Annotated in this window: 13 protein-coding genes; 9 read left to right on the forward strand and 4 right to left on the reverse strand. The window is 74.0% G+C overall.

Annotated elements, in window-relative coordinates; genetic code table 11:
* The first annotated feature begins 118 nt into the window (after nt 1-118).
* The 4 genes from ACGF5T_RS32910 (at nt 119) to ACGF5T_RS32925 (ending at nt 8,274) form a co-directional block, all read left to right on the forward strand.
* Entirely contained in the window at nt 119-814 is a 696-nt protein-coding gene (locus ACGF5T_RS32910) for a GntR family transcriptional regulator (RefSeq protein ID WP_356605558.1), read from the forward strand.
* A gap of 212 nt (nt 815-1,026) precedes the next feature.
* Complete coding sequence (locus tag ACGF5T_RS32915) at nt 1,027-2,553, forward strand: hypothetical protein (protein WP_356605556.1); 1,527 nt, start codon at nt 1,027-1,029, stop codon at nt 2,551-2,553.
* A gap of 118 nt (nt 2,554-2,671) precedes the next feature.
* The gene (locus tag ACGF5T_RS32920; protein ID WP_366768066.1) at nt 2,672-3,550 is read left to right on the forward strand and encodes a hypothetical protein; all 879 of its coding nucleotides are present in this window, start codon (nt 2,672-2,674) and stop codon (nt 3,548-3,550) included.
* 59 nt (nt 3,551-3,609) lie between these two features.
* A complete protein-coding gene (locus ACGF5T_RS32925) occupies nt 3,610-8,274 on the forward strand; it encodes a hypothetical protein (RefSeq protein ID WP_366768067.1) in 4,665 nt (1,554 codons plus the stop codon).
* A 199-nt stretch (nt 8,275-8,473) separates the two neighbouring features.
* On the opposite strand, the gene ACGF5T_RS32930 is transcribed toward ACGF5T_RS32925, so the two are convergent.
* Nucleotides 8,474-9,028, reverse strand: coding sequence for a hypothetical protein (locus ACGF5T_RS32930; protein WP_356605550.1), 555 nt, complete (start codon nt 9,026-9,028; stop codon nt 8,474-8,476).
* A gap of 421 nt (nt 9,029-9,449) precedes the next feature.
* On the opposite strand from ACGF5T_RS32930, the gene ACGF5T_RS32935 reads away from it, so the two are divergent.
* From ACGF5T_RS32935 to ACGF5T_RS32950, 4 genes are all read left to right on the forward strand, one after another.
* Nucleotides 9,450-12,389, forward strand: coding sequence for a nitrate- and nitrite sensing domain-containing protein (locus ACGF5T_RS32935; protein WP_366768068.1), 2,940 nt, complete (start codon nt 9,450-9,452; stop codon nt 12,387-12,389).
* Nucleotides 12,386-12,820 carry a roadblock/LC7 domain-containing protein gene (locus tag ACGF5T_RS32940; protein WP_356605546.1) on the forward strand — a complete coding sequence of 145 codons (435 nt, stop codon included), beginning with the start codon at nt 12,386-12,388 and terminating at the stop codon, nt 12,818-12,820. Before ACGF5T_RS32935 ends, ACGF5T_RS32940 begins: the two co-directional genes overlap by 4 nt.
* A gap of 10 nt (nt 12,821-12,830) precedes the next feature.
* Nucleotides 12,831-13,226, forward strand: coding sequence for a DUF742 domain-containing protein (locus ACGF5T_RS32945; RefSeq protein WP_356605544.1), 396 nt, complete (start codon nt 12,831-12,833; stop codon nt 13,224-13,226).
* Nucleotides 13,227-13,380: 154 nt separating this feature from the next.
* Complete coding sequence (locus tag ACGF5T_RS32950; protein WP_356605542.1) at nt 13,381-13,986, forward strand: ATP/GTP-binding protein; 606 nt, start codon at nt 13,381-13,383, stop codon at nt 13,984-13,986.
* 62 nt (nt 13,987-14,048) lie between these two features.
* Here the strand turns inward: ACGF5T_RS32950 and glpK are convergent, their stop codons facing one another.
* The 3 genes from glpK to ACGF5T_RS32965 all read right to left on the reverse strand — a co-directional run bounded on the left by glpK (nt 14,049) and on the right by ACGF5T_RS32965 (nt 18,464).
* Nucleotides 14,049-15,569, reverse strand: coding sequence for a glycerol kinase GlpK (gene glpK, locus ACGF5T_RS32955; RefSeq protein ID WP_356605540.1), 1,521 nt, complete (start codon nt 15,567-15,569; stop codon nt 14,049-14,051).
* 65 nt (nt 15,570-15,634) lie between these two features.
* Entirely contained in the window at nt 15,635-16,384 is a 750-nt protein-coding gene (locus tag ACGF5T_RS32960; RefSeq protein ID WP_361012185.1) for an MIP/aquaporin family protein, read from the reverse strand.
* Nucleotides 16,385-16,838: 454 nt separating this feature from the next.
* Nucleotides 16,839-18,464 carry a GGDEF domain-containing protein gene (locus ACGF5T_RS32965; protein WP_366768070.1) on the reverse strand — a complete coding sequence of 542 codons (1,626 nt, stop codon included), beginning with the start codon at nt 18,462-18,464 and terminating at the stop codon, nt 16,839-16,841.
* A 149-nt stretch (nt 18,465-18,613) separates the two neighbouring features.
* Between ACGF5T_RS32965 and ACGF5T_RS32970 the strand changes: the two genes are divergently transcribed.
* Nucleotides 18,614-19,423 carry a M15 family metallopeptidase gene (locus ACGF5T_RS32970; protein ID WP_356605534.1) on the forward strand — a complete coding sequence of 270 codons (810 nt, stop codon included), beginning with the start codon at nt 18,614-18,616 and terminating at the stop codon, nt 19,421-19,423.
* Nucleotides 19,424-19,442 lie beyond the last annotated feature (19 nt).

The following is a 19,442-nucleotide window of genomic DNA, read 5'->3' on the forward strand; positions in this document are numbered from 1 at the left end:
CAGGGGGAGGACGGAGGGTGCTGGTCGAGTGGGCACTTGGAGGCACGGTAGGGGATCGTTCAACGATCCCTCAATACCCCTGTTGTTTCGTTCTGACATCTGCGGTTGAATTCCGGGCATGGCAGAGCAGTTGACGGGACTGGCCGACGACCGTGCGCTCCTCGGGCGGACCAGCACCGCCGAGCGGGTCTCGGACATCCTCAGGAGCCGGATCGCCGAGGGGTACTTCCCACCCGGGACCCGCCTGTCGGAGGACAGCATCGGCGGCGCGCTCGGCGTCTCCCGCAACACGCTGCGCGAGTCGTTCCGGCTGCTCACCCACGAACGCCTCCTCGTCCACGAGCTGAACCGGGGCGTCTTCGTCCGGGTCCTGACCGTCGAGGACGTCGAGGACATCTACCGCACCCGCTCCCTCGTCGAGTGCGCCGTCGTACGGGGCCTCGCAGACCCCCCGTACGCCCTCGACGGGCTCGCCGAGGCCGTCGAGGAGGGGCGGCGCTCGGCCCGCGAAGGTGACTGGAAAGGTGTGGGTACGGCCAACATCCACTTCCACCGGGAACTGGTCGCCCTCGCCGGCAGCGAGCGCACGGACGAGCTGATGCGCAGCGTCTTCGCCGAACTGCGCCTCGCCTTCCACGTCGTGGACGACCCGCGACGCCTGCACGAGCCCTACATCGCGCGGAACGCGGAGATCCTCGCGGCCCTGGAGAGCGGCGAGCGGGAGACGGCGGAGCGGCTGCTCGCGGTCTACCTCGACAACTCCCTCGAACGGGTCGTCGAGGTCTATCTGCGCCGGGTCGGCGACGACGGGTGAGGCACGGGGCACCGGGACGCCGTGCGCCCGGGTGCCGGGACCGCGCGGCGGGGTGCCGGGACCGCGCGGCGGGGGAGCGAGCGCACGGGCGGGTCGTACCGGGGCGCCAGGGCTCCTGAAAGGGTCCGGGCGGGCGCTCCCGGGGGCTGTCGCGTCGGGGCCCATCTGCGTCGTTTGGGCCGTTGTCGGACCGAGGACCTAGTCTGTGCACCGTGACTTCGCCTGCATCGACGGACAGCGCTCCGCCCCAGCTCAGCGCGGGGCCGCGCCCCGCACCGGGCCCGGCCGCCGACGAGGGACTGGCGCGGCGGCTGCGCGCGCTCGCCTGCACGGCGCCGCTGCACGACCTCGACGCACGCAAGGCCAACCTCGCCGGTGAGTACTCGGTCTACGGCATGGCGGAGGTCGCCCTCTCCGCCATCGACCTCGTCACCCTCACCATGGACTTCGACACCGGCGCCGACCACGACCAGATAGTGGCCCGGCTGGTCCCGCGCGTCGCCGCCCAGGCCCCGGCGCGGCCCGCCGCCGAGCACGAGCGGGTGGCCCGCTGGGTCCTGGAGAACCTGATCAACGTGGGCAGCGTCGACCGCGGCTTCCGCGCGGTGTACGGCACCTTCGGACCGGACGGCACCTATGTGCGCCGCGACTACGACTTCAAGCTCCTCGAAGAGGTCCCCGGCCCCGGCGGCACCGTCTACCTGCGCACCACCGACGAAGCGGTCAACGTCCTCGTCGGCGCCCTGGACACCGACGTCACCAGCGCGCAGATCGCCGCCGAGGTCAAGCTGGAGGTGCTGATCAGCCGCGGGCGCCTCGCCGACGCCCAGCTCGCCGCCGAGCAGGCCCGGTACCGCACCGTGCAGTACTCGGAGACCCTCCGCAAGGCCCTGGACGCCACCCGGCGCAACGTCCGCGCGGTCGACTGGCTGAGCGCCGTCCCCGACATGATCGCCGAGGCCCTGGACCACGTCGCCGACCGGTACCGCCACGAGAACGCGATCCTCACCAACATCCGCAAGGCCCGCGACGAGTCCGAGGACGCGGAGCAGAAACGGCGTGCCGCCGAGCTCGTCGACATCGTCAAGGACTGCATCCGCCGCCACACCCAGCTCCAGTCCAGGCTCCTGGAGGCGGGCCCGCTCTTCCGCGCGGAACAGGACCGGCAGGCCTTCGCCACCCCCCTGACGACCTCGGGCCTCGACCTGTACGGCCATCTCGTCGCCCCCGTCCTGCCGTTGCCCCTGGAGCAGGCGCTGCGCGCCACCGACGCCTTCTTCGCGCGGGGCACCGGTCTGCGCACGCCCGTCTCGGTCCGGGTCGGCGACCTCGTCGACATACTGCTGACCCCGCCCGTGGAACGGGAGCACCTCGGCGCCGAGATGCCGGAGCCCGACCTGATCGCCACGCCGGACGACAGCCGCTTCAGCGAGGCCCAGCTGGCCGCCGCCATGACCCTGCTCGACCTGCCGCACGACGCCCCGCGCCGGCTCTCCGGACTGCTGGCCGACGCCCGCGCCCAGGACCCCGAGCTGCCGTACCTCGTCGCGCTGCTGGCCGTGCACGCGGCCAGCCCGCCGGTCGGCACGGCCTACCGGCAGGGCGAGCCGAAGCTGCTGTTCGCCGTGGACGACGGCACCGAGCTGGACGACCCCGAGTTCGGCGGTGCCGACCTCATCGTCGGCACCGCGCTGCTGGACGCGGCCGGCATGGCCGCGGACCGCACGGAGGCGGCATGACCGGCTCCCGCGACCTCGATCCCGAGCACCAACGCCAGCACCAGCACCTACGCCCGCCCCAGCACCCACACCAGTGCCCCCACCCGCACCAGGACCAGCACAGCAAGGAGTACCGACCGTGACCGAGCACGTCGACCGGAGCGAACCGGAGGCGGGTGCCGCGCCGACCGCGGCCGTCACGCCCGCCGACGCCGCCGACGCGGCGCGGCTCGTCGCCTTCGGCCTCCAGCCCAAGCTGCTGCCCGCCCGCGACCAGGAGTACGCCGACCTGCTGCGCCGGTACCGCGAGGACCCGCCCTTCGCGCGGCTCGCCGACGCCGTGGCCGCCGGACTCGGCCTGATCGTCCTGGAGGTGTCACCGCGCGCCGGAATGGCCGTGACCGCCGCCGAGGACTCGGTCTTCGCCGTCCGCATGGGCGACTACGCGCGCCGTGCCGCCACCGACTCCGGCGACCGCTTCCTGCACGGCCTCGCCCACCTCGCCGTGGCCGCCATGGCCTACCCGCGGCCCGAGGACCTCGCCGACGACGGCTACATCGGCCGGGTCACGGTCAACGGCGTGGACGCCTTCGTCCGCCAGGCCTGCCGACGGCTGGAGGAACGCGCCGAGGAGCAGGGCGAGAACACCGACCCGGCCACCGACGCCCCGGGCCTGGAGGCCGCCTGGCGGATCTGGGCCAGACGCAGCTCCACCGGCGCCACCAAGGACGCGCGCAGGCTCCCCGGCTCCACCACCGGCATCGTCGGCAAGGCGGCCGCCTTCCTCACCGAGTCCGGCTTCCTCCAGCGCACCGGCGACGACAGCGGCGGCACGTACCGCACCACCGCCCGCTACCAGCTCCAGGTGCGTGACATGGCGGGCAGCGCCGCCCTGGCCGAGCTCCTGGACCTGGGCGTCGTCCCGGTGACCGACGGCACCGCGACGCTGCTGCCCGCCGAGGAGACGGAGGACCTGGACCTGGTGGCCGACGCCGGGCTGCCCTTCCACTCCACCTGACCCCGTCCCCCTCGCCGCCGCATCTCCCCCTGCCTTCCGAAGACTTACGAGAGTCCGCCATGTACGAGCTGTCCCGGGTCCGCCTCTACTCCATCGGGCCCGCCGGTGCGCGCTACGCCGACACCGTGCTTGACCTGCGCGGTGTGGGCGAGCCCGTACCCGACCCCGCGCCCACGCAGGCGGAGTTCTTCGAGGAGGAGCCCGTCGGCCCGCCGCGCCGGCCCGCACCCGCCGGCGTGCTGTTCCTGGAGAACGGCGGCGGCAAGTCCGTCCTGCTCAAGCTCATCTTCTCCGTCATGCTGCCGGGCCACCGCAACACCCTGGGAGGCGCCAGCTCCGGCGTCCTGCGCAAGTTCCTGCTCGCGGACGACTGCGGACACGTGGCCCTGGAGTGGCAGCACGTGCAGACCGGCGAGTGCGTCGTCGTCGGCAAGGTCAGCGAGTGGCGAGGGCGACAGGTCTCCAACGACCCGCGGAAGTTCGCCGAGGCCTGGTACTCCTTCCGGCCCGGACCCGGACTGACCCTGGACAACCTGCCCGTCGCCGAGGCCACCACCGTCCGCCCGCCCGTCGAGGGCGTCTCCGGCGCCCAGGGCCGGCGGCGCACCATGAAGGGCTTCCGGGACGCGATCACCGAGGCCGGGAAGGCGTACCCGCACCTGGAGGTGCACTGGGAGGAGATCCACGACCGCTGGATCGAGCACCTCGGCGACCTGGGCCTCGACCCCGAACTCTTCCGCTACCAGCGCGAGATGAACGCCGACGAGGGTGAGGCCGCCGGTCTCTTCGCGGTCAAGAAGGACTCCGACTTCACCGACCTGCTGCTGCGCGCCGTCACCGACACCCGCGACACCGACGGACTCGCCGACCTGGTCAGCGGATTCGGCAACAAGCTGGGCAGGCGCGCCGAGCTGATCGCCGAACGCGACTTCACCGCCGGGTCCGTCGACCTCCTGGGCCGGATCGTCGAGGCCACCGGCGCCCGCACGCGCGCCCGGGAAGTGCACAACGCCGCCGAACGCCGCACCAGGGCGCTGGCCCGCCGGCTCTCCTCCCGCGGCGCCCGGGAGCGGGCCCGGGCCGGCGATCTCGCCCAGCGGGTCACCGCCGCCGCCTACGCCGTCACGCACGCCGAGTCGGCCCGCGACCGCAGCGCCCTCATCGCCGCCGAACTCGCCTACCGGCACGCCTCGCTGGCCCTGACCGCGGCCGAGAAGTCGGCCGCCGCGCAGAAACGGGAACTCGCCGACGCGCGCACCCTGCACGCCGCCTGGCAGGCCGCCGAGGCCGTGCTGCGCCACCGCGCCGCCGCCGACCGCGTCGCCCGCGTGTCCGCCGCCATCCAGGAGGCCGAGCGGGACGCGGCCCCCGCGCTGGCCGCCCGCGCCGAGGCGGCCGTCGACCTGGTCCGCGCCCTCCAGGCGGCGGCCGGGAAGGCCGAGCACCACGCCAACGAGGAGGAGGAGCGGTCCGCCGCCCTCCAGGACGTCAGCGACACCGCCCACCGTGACTCCACCGCCGCCGCCACCGAGGCGCAGCGCGCCCGCAGCGAGGCCGGACATCTGCGCCAACGCCTCACCGAGGTCGAGCAGGAGACCGCCGAGGCCGTCCGCGCGGGCTGGCTCGACGACAGCGCACCCGACGCCGACCCCGCCCGCGCCGCACTCGCCGCCAGCGACGCCGAGAAGACCACCGTGGCGGCCTGGGACACGGCCCGTGAGGCGGCGCGCCGCGCCCTGGAGCACGCGCGCGAGGCAGCCGCTGCGGAGAGCCGCGCCGAACTGACGGCGGCCCGCGCCGCCGACGCCGCCACCGCGGCCGAGCGCGCCCACGAGGCGGAGCGCCGCACGGCCGGGGCCCTGGCGGCCGAGGAACGCCTCGCCGAGCTGCTCGGCCTGGCCTCCGGGACCCGCCCGGGCATCCCGCAGCCCCGCCAGGAGACCGACCGGGACCGGGCCACCGCGCCCGGGGCGGCGGAGGAAGGGGCGCTCACCCCGGAGGAACTCGACCGTTTCGCCGACGCACTGCGCGAGCTGCTCGACGACACCGTCTCCTCCGCCGAACGCCACCTGTTCGAGCTGCGCACCGCCGCGGCCGACGACGCCCGCATCCTCGGCGCCCTCGGCGACGGTGGACTGCTGCCACCCGGCCCGGACGTCCTGGCCACCGTCGAGTTCCTCGGCGAACACGGCATCCCCGCCCTGCCCGGCTGGCGCTACCTCGCCCAGGCCGTCGACCCCGCCGACCACGCGCGTGTGCTGGCCGCCCGGCCCGAGCTCGTCGACGGCGTGATCATCACCGACCCCGACTCGCACACCCGCGCCCGCGACGTCCTCGGCGACGCGGCGCTGCTGCCGCGCTCCGCCGTCGCCGTCGGCACGGCCGCCGCCCTGCTCGCGCCGACCCCGGCGCCGGACACCGACAGCGGGGACGTCTTCCTCGTACCGCCCAACCCCGCCATGCACGACGAGCACGCCGCCGACGAGGAGCGGCAGACGCTCCGCGCGCGGGCGACGGAACGGGACGAGGAGATCCGGGCCCTGGCCACCCGGCTCGGCAAGGACCGGGAGCTGGCGGCCCGACTCGCCTCCTGGCGCACCGGCTGCCCGACCGGTCGCCTCGCCGAGCTGGCGCGGACCGCCGAGGAGGCGCGCGCCTTCGCCGAGGAGTGCGAGGCCGAGCTGACCGAGGCGCGCACCGTGCGCGCCGAGGCCGAGGAGAGCGCCGCCGAGGCCGTGCGGGTGAGGGACGAGCGGCAGGAGGCCGCCCAGCGGGCCCGCCGCGTCGCCGACGCGCTCGCGGGGCTGGCCTTCCGGCTGCGCGAGCGTGCCGGCTGGCAGGCCAGGCTCCGTGAACTGGCCGACGAGGGCGCCGAGGCCGAGGCCCGCGCGCAGGCCTGCGTGGAACGGGCCCGCGCCGCCGACGAGGACCGTCGCGCCGCCCAGCGCGCTGCCGACGACGCGCGCCGCACCGCCCGCGCGCTGCGCGCCGAACGCTCCGAGATCGCCGGCGCCCCCGACGACGTCGCGCAGGACGCGCCCGGGAGCGGCGCGGCAGCGCCGAACGCTTCGCTGCCCGCGCTGCGCGAGGCCTACCGCGCCGCCTCCCAGCTCTACGAACAGGTCGGCGTGGGCGCCGACCTGCGCGCCGAACAGGCCCGTTCGGAGAGCGACGAGAGCACGGCCCGCGCGGAGCTGGACCGGCTCAGCAACAAGGTCCGCACCCGGGCCGGGCAGTTGCTGGAGTCGCCCGACGGATCCGACGGGCCGTCCCGGCAGGCCGCCGCCGCCCGCGCGGAGGAACTGGTCCAGCTGCTGGAGACCAGGATGTCGAGCGCCAGCGAGCAACTCGGCCGCCTGCGCGGCGAGGCCGAGCGGCACGCGCCCGACGACGGCGACGCCCACACCGAACTCCCCGAGGAACTCGTCCCGCGCGACGCCGAGCACGCCCAGGCCCTGCTGCGCACGGCGACGTCCGAACTTTCCTCGCGTGCGCAGGCGCTGACGCAGGCCCGCGAGGCCCACGCCGAACTCCTCGACGCGCACCGCGCCGCCGAGGACGCGGCGGGCGGCTTCGACGAGACCGCCGCCCTGCTCCGCGACCTGCTGCGCGAGCACCCGCCCGAGGAGGAGCAGGAGGAGACCGAGCCCTACCCGGGCGGTCTGGAGGAGGCCCGGCAGTCCGCCGCAGAGGCCCGCCGCTCGCTGCGCGGCTGCGCCGCCGACCTGTCCGCCGCCGAGGCCGCCGTGCGCGAGGCGAGCGACATCCTCGTCCGGCACGCCAACTCCACCCGCTACGAGCAGGTACGCACCCCCGCCCGCCAGCAGATCCGGGAGCTGCCCGCCGCCGCGCTCCCCGAGCACGCCGCCAAGTGGGCGGACGCCTTCGCGCCGCGGCTGCGGGTGCTGACCGACGAGCTGGCACAACTGGAGCGCAACCGCGACTCCATCGTGGACCGGCTGCGCGGCCTCGTGGAGTCGGCCCTCGCCACCCTCCGCTCCGCCCAGCGGCTCTCCCGGCTGCCCGAGGGCCTCGGGGAGTGGTCCGGGCAGGAGTTCCTGCGCATCCGCTTCGAGGAACCTGACCAGGCCACCCTCACGGAGCGGCTCGGCGAGGTCGTGGACGAGGCCACCCGCGCCGCCGTGAAGAAGAACTCCGACCTGCGCCGCGACGGCATGTCCCTGCTGCTGCGCGGCGTCGCCGCCGCTCTCCAGCCCAGGGGCGTCGCCGTCGAGATCCTCAAGCCCGACGCCGTGCTGCGCGCCGAGCGCGTTCCCGTCGGGCAGATGGGCGACGTCTTCTCGGGCGGCCAGCTGCTCACCGCCGCCATCGCCCTGTACTGCACGATGGCCGCACTGCGCAGCAACGACCGGGGCCGCGACCGGCACCGCCACGCCGGCACCCTGTTCCTCGACAACCCCATCGGCCGGGCCAACGCCACCTACCTGCTGGAGCTCCAGCGGGCCGTGTCCGACGCGCTCGGCGTCCAGCTCCTGTACACGACGGGCCTGTTCGACACGACGGCACTCGCCGAGTTCCCCCTGGTCATCCGGCTGCGCAACGACGCCGACCTCAGGGCCGGCCTCAAGTACATCAGCGTGGAGGAGCACCTGAGGCCGGGTCTGCCCCAGCCCACCCCGGCCGCCGAAGGCGAGGGGGAGTCGGTGCACAGCGAGATCACGGCGACGCGGATGTTCAAGCGGCCGGCCCAGTCACCCGCGTAGTCACCCGCGCGGCCGGCCTGCGTAGAGGGCCGGTCGTCGCGGGCCGCCGAGCCGGTCGGTCCCCGCCCGGGACACCCCCGAGGCGCGGAGGCCGAGCTGCCGTCCGCGGGCACCGCTGAGCGTGCGCGGACGGCAGACGGCGTGGTGCCTCGCCGGCGCTGCCCGCCGCCCGCTCCGCGGACCGGGCACTACCGGGCACTCAGGAGTGCGACAACTGCCCCGCGCCGCGCCGGCCTATCCGCTCCTGGGCCCGCTCCGCGGACCGGCCCTGCCGCCTCGCCCGGCGACGCTCGCGGCGCATGGCCCGCGCGGTGCTGCTCGGCGCCGAGACCACGCCGTGCCGCTGGTTCCAGACCTGCCGGGTCACCCAGACGTCCAGCACGCCCCAGGTGGCCACCACCGTGCCCGCCACGCTGCCGATCACCATCGGGAACGCCAGCCACGACCCCGCGAGCGTGCAGAGGAAGGCCACCATCGCGAGGATCAGTGTCACGGCGACCACGAGCACCGCGCGGACGGCCGCCGTACGGACCGGATCCGGCAGCCGGCGCCGCCGCGCGGGCTCCTCCGTCCACAACGGCCGGTAGGCCGCCTCACGCTCCGTCCGCGGCTGCTCGGCGCGCGCCGGTGCCCGCGTGTCCCGCCCGGCTGCCGGGACGCCGCGCTCCGACGCCTCGGGGGGCGAACCCGCCGCTCTCTCGTCCGCACCGCCGTCCTCAGGCGCCCTGTGCCGCTCCGCCGTGCCCATCAACATGTCACTCCCCACCGCCAGGAGACAGCTCGTCCGTGTCCGAAGACACGGCTCCCCTCTGGCTGCCCGGCTTGCGCTGCTTTACGCCGCCCGGGGGCGGGATGCGGCTCCCGTGGCCGATCCCGCCTCCATTTCCCGTAGTGAAGGACGAACGAGGGCCGCCCAAGATTCCCGGGCATCCCGTGCAATCGAAAACTTTCGGCCACTTCGCCCGTGCCACCCGAAGTCCTCTCCTGCGCACCCACCCCCGAATCGGGGAGGCAATCTCCCGCAATGACCGGACAACTGACCATCGTCGGGGGCCCGGGCGGAGGTTCGGCCTCCGGACGGGTCTTCGAGTTACCTGTGCGTCAGTAGTAGGCTCGCGCCGTTTGTTGACGTACATGTGCACCCCCGGTCGACGGGGGTCGAGCTGGGGGAGGCCATGCGCTTTCGCGGGAAGTCGATCCGCCGGAAGATCGTGGCGCTGCTTCTCGTGCCGTTGGTGTCCCTGACCGTGATCTGGGCCTTCGCCACGGTGCTCACCGGCCGCGAGGCGAGTCGGCTGTTCAGCGTCTCGACCGTCGTCGAGGAGATCGGCTATCCGGTCGAGGACACCGTTCGCGTGTTGCAGCAGGAACGCCGCCAGACCCTCGTCCACCTCGCCGACCCGCGCGCATCCGACAGCCTCGCGGCCTTGCAGCGCAGCCGCACCGCCACCGACGAGGCCGTCGCCGAGATCCGCCGCAACGCCGCCGACGCCGACGTGCGCGAAGCGCTGGGCCAGGCCGAGGAGGAGCGGATCACCGCAGTCCTGGACGCCCTCGACGGCATCGGCTCGCTGCGCCGCAGCGTCGAGGACGGCACCGTCGACCGCGCGCAGGCGCTCGGCCTGTACAACCGCCTGGTCGACCCCTGCCACGAACTGCTCGCCAACCTCCACGTCGTCGACGACGTGGGCCTCGACAAGCAGTACCGCGCACTCGTCAACGTCTCCCGCGCCCGCGAACTGCTCTCCCGCGAGGACGCCCTCCTCGGCTCCGCGCTGGTCACCGGCCGGCTCACCCGGAGCGAGGTACGGGACGTCTCCGACCTCGTGGCCCAGCGCACCGTGATGTACGACATCAACCTCCCGCTGCTGCCCGCCGCGGAACGCGGGCGCTACCAGCGCTTCTGGAAGAACGCCTCCTCGGCCCCCTTGCGGGTCGCGGAGGAGGCGGCCGTCTCCACCGAGGGCGGCTCGCCGCGCGGCGTCACCGCCAAGAGCTGGGACACCGCCGCGGGCAGCGTGCTCGACGAACTCGGCGCCCTCGACGACAACGCCGCCGACCGCTACCAGGACCGGGTCGACCCGGTGGCGACGGGCGTCATCACCAAGGTGGTCGTCGCCGGAGCCCTCGGCCTGACGGCGCTGCTGTTCTCGCTCTTCCTGTCCGTACGCGTCGGACGCTCCCTCATCCGCGACCTCAAGCAGCTCCGCCTGGAGGCCCATGAGGCGTCCGGCGTACGGCTGCCCAGCGTGATGCGCCGCCTCGCGGCGGGCGAACAGGTGGACGTGGAGACCGAGGTGCCGCGCCTTGAGTACGACAAGAACGAGATCGGCGAGGTCGGCCAGGCACTCAACACCCTGCAGCGGGCCGCCGTGGAGGCCGCCGTCAAACAGGCGGCTCTCCAGGCCGGCGTCTCCGAGGTGTTCGTCAACCTCGCCCGCCGCAGCCAGGTGCTGCTCCACAAGCAGCTGACGCTGCTCGACACCATGGAGCGCCGCACCGAGGACACCGAGGAGCTCGCCGACCTCTTCCGCCTCGACCACCTGACCACCCGCATGCGACGGCATGCCGAGGGCCTGGTCATCCTGTCCGGCGCGGCCCCGTCGAGGCAGTGGCGCAAACCCGTCCAGCTCATGGATGTCGTCCGCGCCGCCGTCGCCGAGGTCGAGGACTACGAACGCATCGAGGTCCGCAGGCTGCCCCGCATCGCGGTCACCGGGCCGGCCGTCGCCGACCTCACCCACCTCGTGGCGGAACTGCTGGAGAACGCCACGGTGTTCTCGCCGCCGCACACCGCCGTGCAGGTCCTCGGGGACCGGGTCGCCAACGGCTTCACGCTGGAGATCCACGACCGCGGCCTCGGCATGGCCGCCGACGCCCTCCTCGACGCCAACCTGCGCCTGGCCGAGACACCGGAGTTCGAGCTCTCCGACACCGACCGGCTCGGACTGTTCGTCGTCAGCCGGCTCGCCCAGCGGCAGAACGTCCGGGTCTCCCTGCAACCGTCCCCGTACGGCGGCACCACCGCGGTCGTCTTCGTCCCCGACGCGCTGCTCACCGACGACGCCCCGGACACCAACGGTGTCGGGTTCCGTCTCGACCGCCCCCAGCACAGCAGGCGGAAGGAGCGGGAGGAGGGCCGCCGTACGGCGCTCTCCCACGGGCCCGCGCGGCTGCCCGGCCGGCCGGCCCCGCTGCTGGACGGGCCCGTCGAACTGGAGGTGCCGGTCGACCTGGACGCCCTCGACGGCCTGCCGGACGTGCTCGGGGACCAGGACGGCGAGCAGGGTGGCCTGTTCCGCCCCCGGCGCTCCCTCGCCGCGCCGGACGACGACCCGGTGGGCCGACCGGCCGGACGGCGCCGGCGCGAACCCGGCCACGGCAGTGAGCCGCCGCAGGGCCCGGCCGAGGCGGACGCGCCGGTCGCACTGCCCCGCCGCCGGACTCCCAAGCTGGTCAGTTCGCACGGTCGCCCGGTGCCCGAGCGGACTTCCCGGGACGGCAAGGACGAGGAGCGTCCGGCAGGCGCCGACGGGGCCGGGGCGCCCGGGGCACCCGGGGCACCGCAGGAACGCCCGGGCGAGCCTCCCGCCCTGCCGACCCGCCGCCGGCCCGGCAACCGCGGCGAGGATCGTACCGACGGCCGTACCGACGGCACCGGGAACGAGCGCACCGACGCTCGCATGGACGGACCCGGGAACGAGCGCACCGACAGCCGTGACGCCGACCGCACGCAGCCCGACGGGTTGCCGTCGCTCCCGGCCCGCCGCCGCGGCGCGTCCTCCTCGCGCGCGTACGCGTCACCGGACGCCACGCAGGACCCCGCGCGGCGCTCCGATCACACGCCCGGCCTCCCGGACGCCCCCGCCTCCGGCGCGCTGCCGCGGCGCGTACGGCAGGCCAACCTGGCCCCTCAGCTCAGGCAGAGCGCCGGGCGCCCCGCGGAGAAGCGCCCCGACCCCGCCGACCGGGACGCCGAGGAGGTACGCAGCCGCATGGCCTCGCTCCAGCGTGGCTGGCAGCGCGGCCGCGAGGAGAACGCCACGGGTGACGACGTCCCCGGCGGCGCAGCACCGCACGCACCAAGAGGAACGAACAAGGGGGACGGTCGATGACCGCACCGAAGGCGACCGGCCACACCGCGACGGGGTCCGGAGAGCTGAACTGGCTCCTCGACGACCTGGTGGACCGGGTCGCGAGCATCCGCAAAGCCGTCGTCCTGTCCGGCGACGGCCTGGCGACCGGGGCGTCCAAGGACCTGACCAGGGAGGACAGCGAGCACCTGGCCGCCGTGGCGTCCGGTTTCCACAGCCTCGCCAAGGGCGTGGGCCGCCACTTCGAGGCGGGCAGCGTCCGGCAGACGGTCGTCGAACTCGACGACGCCTTCCTGTTCGTCACCGCCGCGGGGGACGGCAGCTGCCTGGCCGTCCTGTCGGACGCCGACTCGGACGTCGGCCAGGTCGCCTACGAGATGACGCTCCTCGTCAAGCGGGTCGGCGTGCACCTGGGCACCGCTCCGCGCACCGATCTGCCCTCGGACGGGTAAGTGGGATGACATGAGCGCAGACGGTCAGGGAAGAAACCACTGGTTCGACGACGAGGCCGGCCCCGTCGTCCGTCCGTACGCCATGACGCGTGGCCGCACGTCCAGTGCGGCCCAGCACCGTCTCGACCTGATCGCGGTGGTCGTCGCGGAGCCCCACGCGGACGACCCGGAGGCGGACGCCACGCTCGCCCCCGAGCACGTGGACATCGTCGGCCTCTGCCGGGACGCCCCGCAGTCGGTCGCCGAACTCGCCGCCGGACTGGACCTGCCCGTCGGGGTCGTCCGGGTCCTGGTCGGCGACCTCGTGGACGTGGAACTCGTCCACGTCAACCGGCCCGTGCCCCCGGCCGAACTGCCGGACGAGAACATCCTGCGCGACGTGATCAGCGGATTGAGGGCACTGTGAACCGGCCCCCGGGCAGGACGGGTCCCACCCCTGGGGCCACGCCAGGAACCACGCATGGCCCCACCCCAGGACACGCCCCACGGCGCACCCGCGGGCGTACGACAAGCCGCCCGGTGAGCGGCACGGCAAGTGGCACGTTAAGGAGAAGAGATCGATGATCTTCGGGCGTTCTCAACGCGGCAAGCCGCCGGTCGAGCCCGTCACGCTCAAGATCCTGGTCGCCGGCGGCTTCGGCGTCGGCAAGACCACCCTCGTGGGCGCGGTCAGCGAGATCAGGCCCCTGCGCACCGAGGAGCTCCTCACCGAGGCGGGGCGTCCCGTCGACGACGTCAGCGGTGTCGAGGGCAAGCACACCACCACGGTGGCCATGGACTTCGGACGGATCACGCTCCGCGAGGACCTGGTGCTGTACCTCTTCGGCACGCCGGGCCAGGAACGGTTCTGGTTCATGTGGGACGAGCTGTCCGAGGGCGCGCTCGGCGCCGTCGTGCTGGCCGACACCCGCCGCCTGGAGGACTGCTTCGCCGCCGTCGACTACTTCGAGCGGCGCTCCATCCCCTTCCTCGTCGGCGTCAACTGCTTCGAGGGTTCGGCCCGCTACCCGGCCGACACCGTCCGTCAGGCACTCGACCTCGACAACGACGTGCCCCTGGTGCTGTGCGACGCCCGTGACCGGGAGTCGGTCAAGGAAGTCCTCGTCGGTGTGGTCCAGCACGCCATGGCCCAGGCCGCGGACCGCCGCTCCGCCGTCGCGACCTGACCGGCTCGGGGCGGCGGAACGTCATCCCCGCGCGCGTGCCCCGAGCCCACCGACCGCGACACCTAACCGTCCCCGTCCTCCGCCCAGCCGAGGCTCTTCTCCACCGCCTTGCGCCAGTTCCGGTACTCCCGGTCCCGTACGGACGCCTCCATGGCCGGTGCCCACGCGACGTCCTCACGCCAGTGGGACTTCAGTTCGTCGAGGCCGTTCCACACGCCGGTGGCCAGTCCCGCCGCGTAGGCGGCACCCAGACAGGTCGTCTCGGAGACCCGGGGACGGATCACCGGCACGCCCAGCACGTCCGCCTGGTGCTGCATCAGCAGACCGTTCTTCGTCATCCCTCCGTCGACCTTCAGGGTCGTGATGCGCACCCCGGAGTCCTGGTGCATCGCGTCCACGACCTCGCGCGTCTGCCAGCTCGTCGCCTCCAGCACCGCGCGCGCGAGATGCGCCTTGGTGACGTACCGGGTGAGACCGGTGACGACTCCCCGCGCGTCCGACCGCCAGTACGGCGCGAACAGTCCGGAGAACGCCGGTACGACGTACGCCCCGCCGTTGTCCGCGACGCTCGCCGCCAGCGGCTCGATCTCGTCGGCGCTGCGGATGATGCCGAGCTGGTCGCGGAACCACTGCACCAGGGCACCGGTGATCGCGATCGACCCCTCCAGGCAGTAGACGGGCGCCTCGTCGCCGATCTTGTAACCCATCGTCGTCAGCAACCCGTTCTTCGACGGCACCGGCCGGTCACCGGTGTTGAGCAGCAGGAAGCTGCCGGTGCCGTACGTGTTCTTCGCCGTGCCCACGTCGAAGCAGGCCTGCCCGAACACGGCTGCCTGCTGGTCGCCCAGGGCGGAGGCCACCGGCACCCCGGCCAGTTGGCCGACGGCGGTTCCGTAGACCTCGGCGGAGGACCGGATCTCGGGGAGCACGGCCTCGGGGATGTCCATCGCCGCCAGGATGGACGGGTCCCACCGCAGGGTCCGCAGGTCCATCAGCATGGTGCGCCCGGCGTTGGTCACGTCGGTGACGTGCCGTCCGCCGTCGGTGCCGCCGGTGAGGTTCCAGATCAGCCAGGAGTCGATGGTCCCGAAGGCGATCTCACCGCGCTCGGCACGGACCCTGAGGCCGGGCACGTTGTCGAGCAGCCAGGCCGCCTTGGGCCCGGAGAAGTAGCTGGCCAGCGGCAGCCCGGTCCGCTCGCGGAAACGGTCCTGCCCGTCCGCGCCGCCCAGCCGGCGGCACAGCGCGGACGTACGGGTGTCCTGCCACACGACGGCGTTGTGCACGGGCTTGCCGGTCGTGCGGTCCCACAGGACCGTCGTCTCGCGCTGGTTGGTGATGCCGAGCGCGCTGAGCTGATCGGCCCGCAGACCGGCCCTGGCGAGCGCCCCGGCGACCACGGCCTGCACCTTGGACCAGATCTCGGTGGCGTCGTGCTCCACCCAGCCGGGCTTGGGGAAGATCTGGCGGTGCTCGCGCTGGTCGACGGCGACGATCGCACCGTCCCGGTCGAAGACGATGCAGCGGCTGGAGGTGGTGCCCTGGTCGATGGCGGCGACGTACTTCGCTGAGTGGTCCGTCATGGCTACCCCTTGGGCCGGGCCGGGTTCGATGGACTGCTGCGACGTGCACGCGTGCGTGCGGGCGTTCAGAAGGCGGCGTTGTAGACGACCCCGGCGAGAGCGCCGCCGATGAGCGGACCGGCCACCGGGATCCAGGCGTAGCCCCAGTCGGAGGTGCCCTTGTTCGGGATGGGCAGGAAGGTGTGCACGAGACGCGGGCCGAGGTCGCGCGCCGGGTTGATGGCGTAGCCGGTCGGCCCGCCGAGGGAGAGACCGATGCCGACGACGAGCAGGGAGACGATCAGCACCAGGGTCCCGGACTCGCCGAGCCCCTCGGTCAGTCCGAAGGCCAGGATCGGCAGGACGAGGGCGACGGTCGCGATGATCTCCGTCACCAGGTTGGCGACCGGGTTGCGGATCTCCGGGATCGTGGAGAAGACACCGAGCGTCGCGACCGGTTCGCCTGCGGTGCCCTCGGTGGCACCGGTGCCGTGCGCGTTGGCCCGGAACTGGGCGAAGTACGTGAGGTAGCACAGGAGGGCACCGGTCACCGCGCCGGCGAACTGCCCCAGCACGTACACCCAGACCTTGCCCCACTCGCCGGTGTCGACGGCGATCCCGAGCGTGACCGCGGGGTTGAGATGCCCGCCGGAGAGCGGCGCCGCGGTGTACGCGCCCGCCAGCACCCCGAAGCCCCAGCCGAACGCGATCACCACCCATCCCGACGCCCGCGCCTTGCTGTACCTCAGGGTGACGGCGGCGCAGACACCCGCGCCGAAGAGGATGAGGATCGCCGTACCGATGGTCTCGCCGACGAAGATGTCTCCGTTGCTCATGGCGGCTCCTGGGCCCTGGTCCGGGACGATCGGCCCCGGTCCGCACGTGCGGGGTGCGTGTCCCATGGCGGTGTGCGCCGAAGGGGCGTGAGTGACGAGCGTGCCGTAGCAGCCGAACCGCCCGTGGGGGAGTGGGCCCCGCGCGGCACGGGACAGCCCGCGGCACGCAGTCCGGAATACGCCGAGATGTACGGCGATGTCGACTGACACCGGCAGTGTCGACCCGTGCCCGGGGAGCGTCAAGGTGGCCGACCGCAACAGTTGCGGCCGCCCGGACCGACGTCCCGACGGAACCCCGAGCCGCCTCCGAGGGCGACCGCCGTTCCCGCGACCGCCTGCGCCTGGCGGTGCGTCAGATGCGCATACGTCGCGTCCCCCCGCCCGCCACAGACTCCGCCTCGCCCGCCACGGGGTCCCCCGCCCGCCCACGGGCGCCGCCGCGAGCGTCCGCGGCTCACCCGGCGGGCGCCGCCGCCCGGTCCGAGCCGCACCGGACCTCGTACCCCTGCGCCCCCGCCCGGCCCAGCACCCAACTCGCCCCGCGCAGGGCCTTCGCCGCCTCCTTCAGCGGCGCCAGGCACGCCGCGGCCTGCCGGTGCCCCGGCACACTGCCCGGCGCGCACAGGACCGTCGCCAGGGACAGCGTCACGCACCGTCCGCCGGCCGACCACGGCACGTCCAGCACGGCTGCGGCCAGCGGGTCGAGTCCCTCGGGGTCGGTGAGGACCAGGAAGTCGTCCCCGCCGATGTGCCCCACGCACGCGGACCCCGTGGCCGCCTGCAGCAGCGCCCGCCCGACCGCCCGGATCAGGTCGTCGCCCGCCGCGAACCCGGCCCCGTCGTTCACCCGCTTGAAGTCGTCCACGTCGAGTCGACTCAGCGCGAACGCCCGCCCCTCCGCGACCCACCGGTCCACCTCAGCGGTGACCGCCTCCGAACCGGGCAGCCTGGTCAGCGGATTGAGCCGCGCCGCCTCCTCCACCCGGCTCTCGGCCAGCGCCCGTACGAGATCCGCCAGCCGTACGACGCCCACGCACCGCCCGTACGCGTCGACCACCGTCACGTCGTCCGACGTACGGTCCCGGTCCCCGACCGCCACCACGTCCAGCACCTCCCAGGCCGTCGCGTCGACGCCCACCGTCCGCGGTGGGTCGCCGAGCTTGGCGGCGGGCCGGTCGGCGTACAGAGCGTGCCCGTAGCGCCCCGACATCGACAGCAGGAAGCGGGAGCGGTGGAGCGACCGCACCGGAACCCCGTCCCGGTCCACGAGCAGGACTCCGGAGACGTCGGGCGACCCCGTCAGCAGCGCCCGCACCTGCCCCGCCGACGCGGTCGACGGCAGCAGCGCGGCGGGCCGCACGAACTGCCGTACCGGCGGCCCCGAGCGCGACGCCGGCAGGGCGGCGTGCGGGCCGGGCGGAACGTACACGTCCGCCACGGGCAGCCGCGCCGGCGGCGCGAACAACTCCCCCTGCGCCAACTGCGCGCCGGCCGCCCGCGCGGCAGCACACTGCAGCTCCGTCTCCACCCCCTCGACGGACAGCAAGGCCCCCGACTCGTCGCACAGCACCCGCATCGCCCGCACGGCCGCCGGCCGCGTGAGCAGCGACGCGTCGAGCTTGACCAGCTCCGGCGCCAGATCCGCGAGCAGCCGCAGCGGCGCGTCCCCGTCCCCGACGCCGTCCGCGCAGATCCGGAAACCCTGGCCCCGCAGTACGCCCACCGCCTCCAGCAGCGCCCGCCGCGGTACGTGCGCGTACGGCGGACACACGTCCAGCGTCACCTCCCAGGGCAGCCGCCCCGCCTCACGCACGGCGTCGTGCAGGTACCGGAGGCCACCGAGATCGGCCAGCGTGCCCGCGAACACGTTGACGTGCAGCGGCAGCAGCGTCTCCTTGCGCGCCGCCGCGCGGAACGCCGACACCGCCAGTCGGCCGTCGAGTTCGGGGTCGCGACGCGCCTCGGCCAGGATGTCGCCGGTCTCCGGGCGGGCGAGTATCTCCAGTGCTGCCACCCCGCCGGTCATCAGGTTGACCACCGGTTGGAAGGCGAAGCGGAGAGTGTCCGTCCAGGAGCGCACGGGAGCAGAATCGCGCCCCGGACGGCCGCCCGGACCCAGTTCACGGGACGTTCACGCAGCGTTCCGCCCCGATCACGCACCGCGTGCGGGACGAGCGGCCCTCCTGCCGCCTTCCCTCCTCCCGTCCGCACCTGATAGATGCAGGGAACATGACACGACTGTCCGCCGCGCTCCGCGCTCTCGTCACCACCCTCGCCGCCCTGCTCACCGTGACCGCCGTCCCCGCCACCGCCCGGGCCGAGCCCGAACCGCGCGCCCCGCAGGACTTCGTGGCCCTCCGGAGCGTCGATCCGACGATCATCCAGGAGATGCGCTACACCACCCGGCACAACTTCGTCGGCGAGCGCGTCGACGGCTACCGGCAACCCCTGTGCATCCTCACCCGCCCCGCCGCCGAGGCCCTCCACCGCGCCCAGACCCGGCTGCTGCGCCAGGGCTACTCCCTCAAGGTGTACGACTGCTACCGGCCGCAGCGCGCCGTCGACCACTTCGTCCGCTGGGCCGAGGACCTCGACGACCAGGACATGAAGGCCGAGTTCTACCCGGACGTCGACAAGACCCGCCTGTTCGCGGACGGCTACATCGCGGAGAGGTCCGGGCACAGCCGCGGCTCGACCGTGGACCTCACGATCGTCGAGGTCCCCGCGCGGCCGACCCGGCCGTACCGCCCCGGACAGCCCCTGGTGCCCTGCTACGCGCCCCGGGACGAGCGCTTCCCCGACAACTCCGTCGACATGGGCACCGGCTACGACTGCTTCGACACCCGCTCGCACACCCTCGACCCCCGCGTCCAGGGCGCCCAGCGCGCCAACCGGCTGCTGCTCAAGAACACCCTGGAGGACGCCGGCCTGGTGAACCTCCCCGAGGAGTGGTGGCACTTCACGTACAAGCCCGAGCCCTACCCGGACACCTACTTCGACTTCCCGGTCTCCGCCGGGTCGCTCACCGGCCGCGGCTGAGCCGCCCGCCAAAGACGCC

It is taken from the genome of Streptomyces sp. NPDC047853 (assembly GCF_043204535.1).
GTDB lineage: Bacteria > Actinomycetota > Actinomycetes > Streptomycetales > Streptomycetaceae > Streptomyces.

Coding starts and splice junctions, on each gene's coding strand:
- ACGF5T_RS32945 (WP_356605544.1), top strand. CDS start 12,831: ATGAGCGCAGACGGTCAGGGAAGAAACCACTGGTTCGACGACGAGGCC.
- ACGF5T_RS32940 (WP_356605546.1), top strand. CDS start 12,386: ATGACCGCACCGAAGGCGACCGGCCACACCGCGACGGGGTCCGGAGAG.
- ACGF5T_RS32970 (WP_356605534.1), top strand. CDS start 18,614: ATGACACGACTGTCCGCCGCGCTCCGCGCTCTCGTCACCACCCTCGCC.
- ACGF5T_RS32950 (WP_356605542.1), top strand. CDS start 13,381: ATGATCTTCGGGCGTTCTCAACGCGGCAAGCCGCCGGTCGAGCCCGTC.
- ACGF5T_RS32935 (WP_366768068.1), top strand. CDS start 9,450: ATGCGCTTTCGCGGGAAGTCGATCCGCCGGAAGATCGTGGCGCTGCTT.
- glpK (WP_356605540.1), bottom strand. CDS start 15,569: ATGACGGACCACTCAGCGAAGTACGTCGCCGCCATCGACCAGGGCACC.
- ACGF5T_RS32960 (WP_361012185.1), bottom strand. CDS start 16,384: ATGAGCAACGGAGACATCTTCGTCGGCGAGACCATCGGTACGGCGATC.
- ACGF5T_RS32910 (WP_356605558.1), top strand. CDS start 119: ATGGCAGAGCAGTTGACGGGACTGGCCGACGACCGTGCGCTCCTCGGG.
- ACGF5T_RS32925 (WP_366768067.1), top strand. CDS start 3,610: ATGTACGAGCTGTCCCGGGTCCGCCTCTACTCCATCGGGCCCGCCGGT.
- ACGF5T_RS32930 (WP_356605550.1), bottom strand. CDS start 9,028: ATGTTGATGGGCACGGCGGAGCGGCACAGGGCGCCTGAGGACGGCGGT.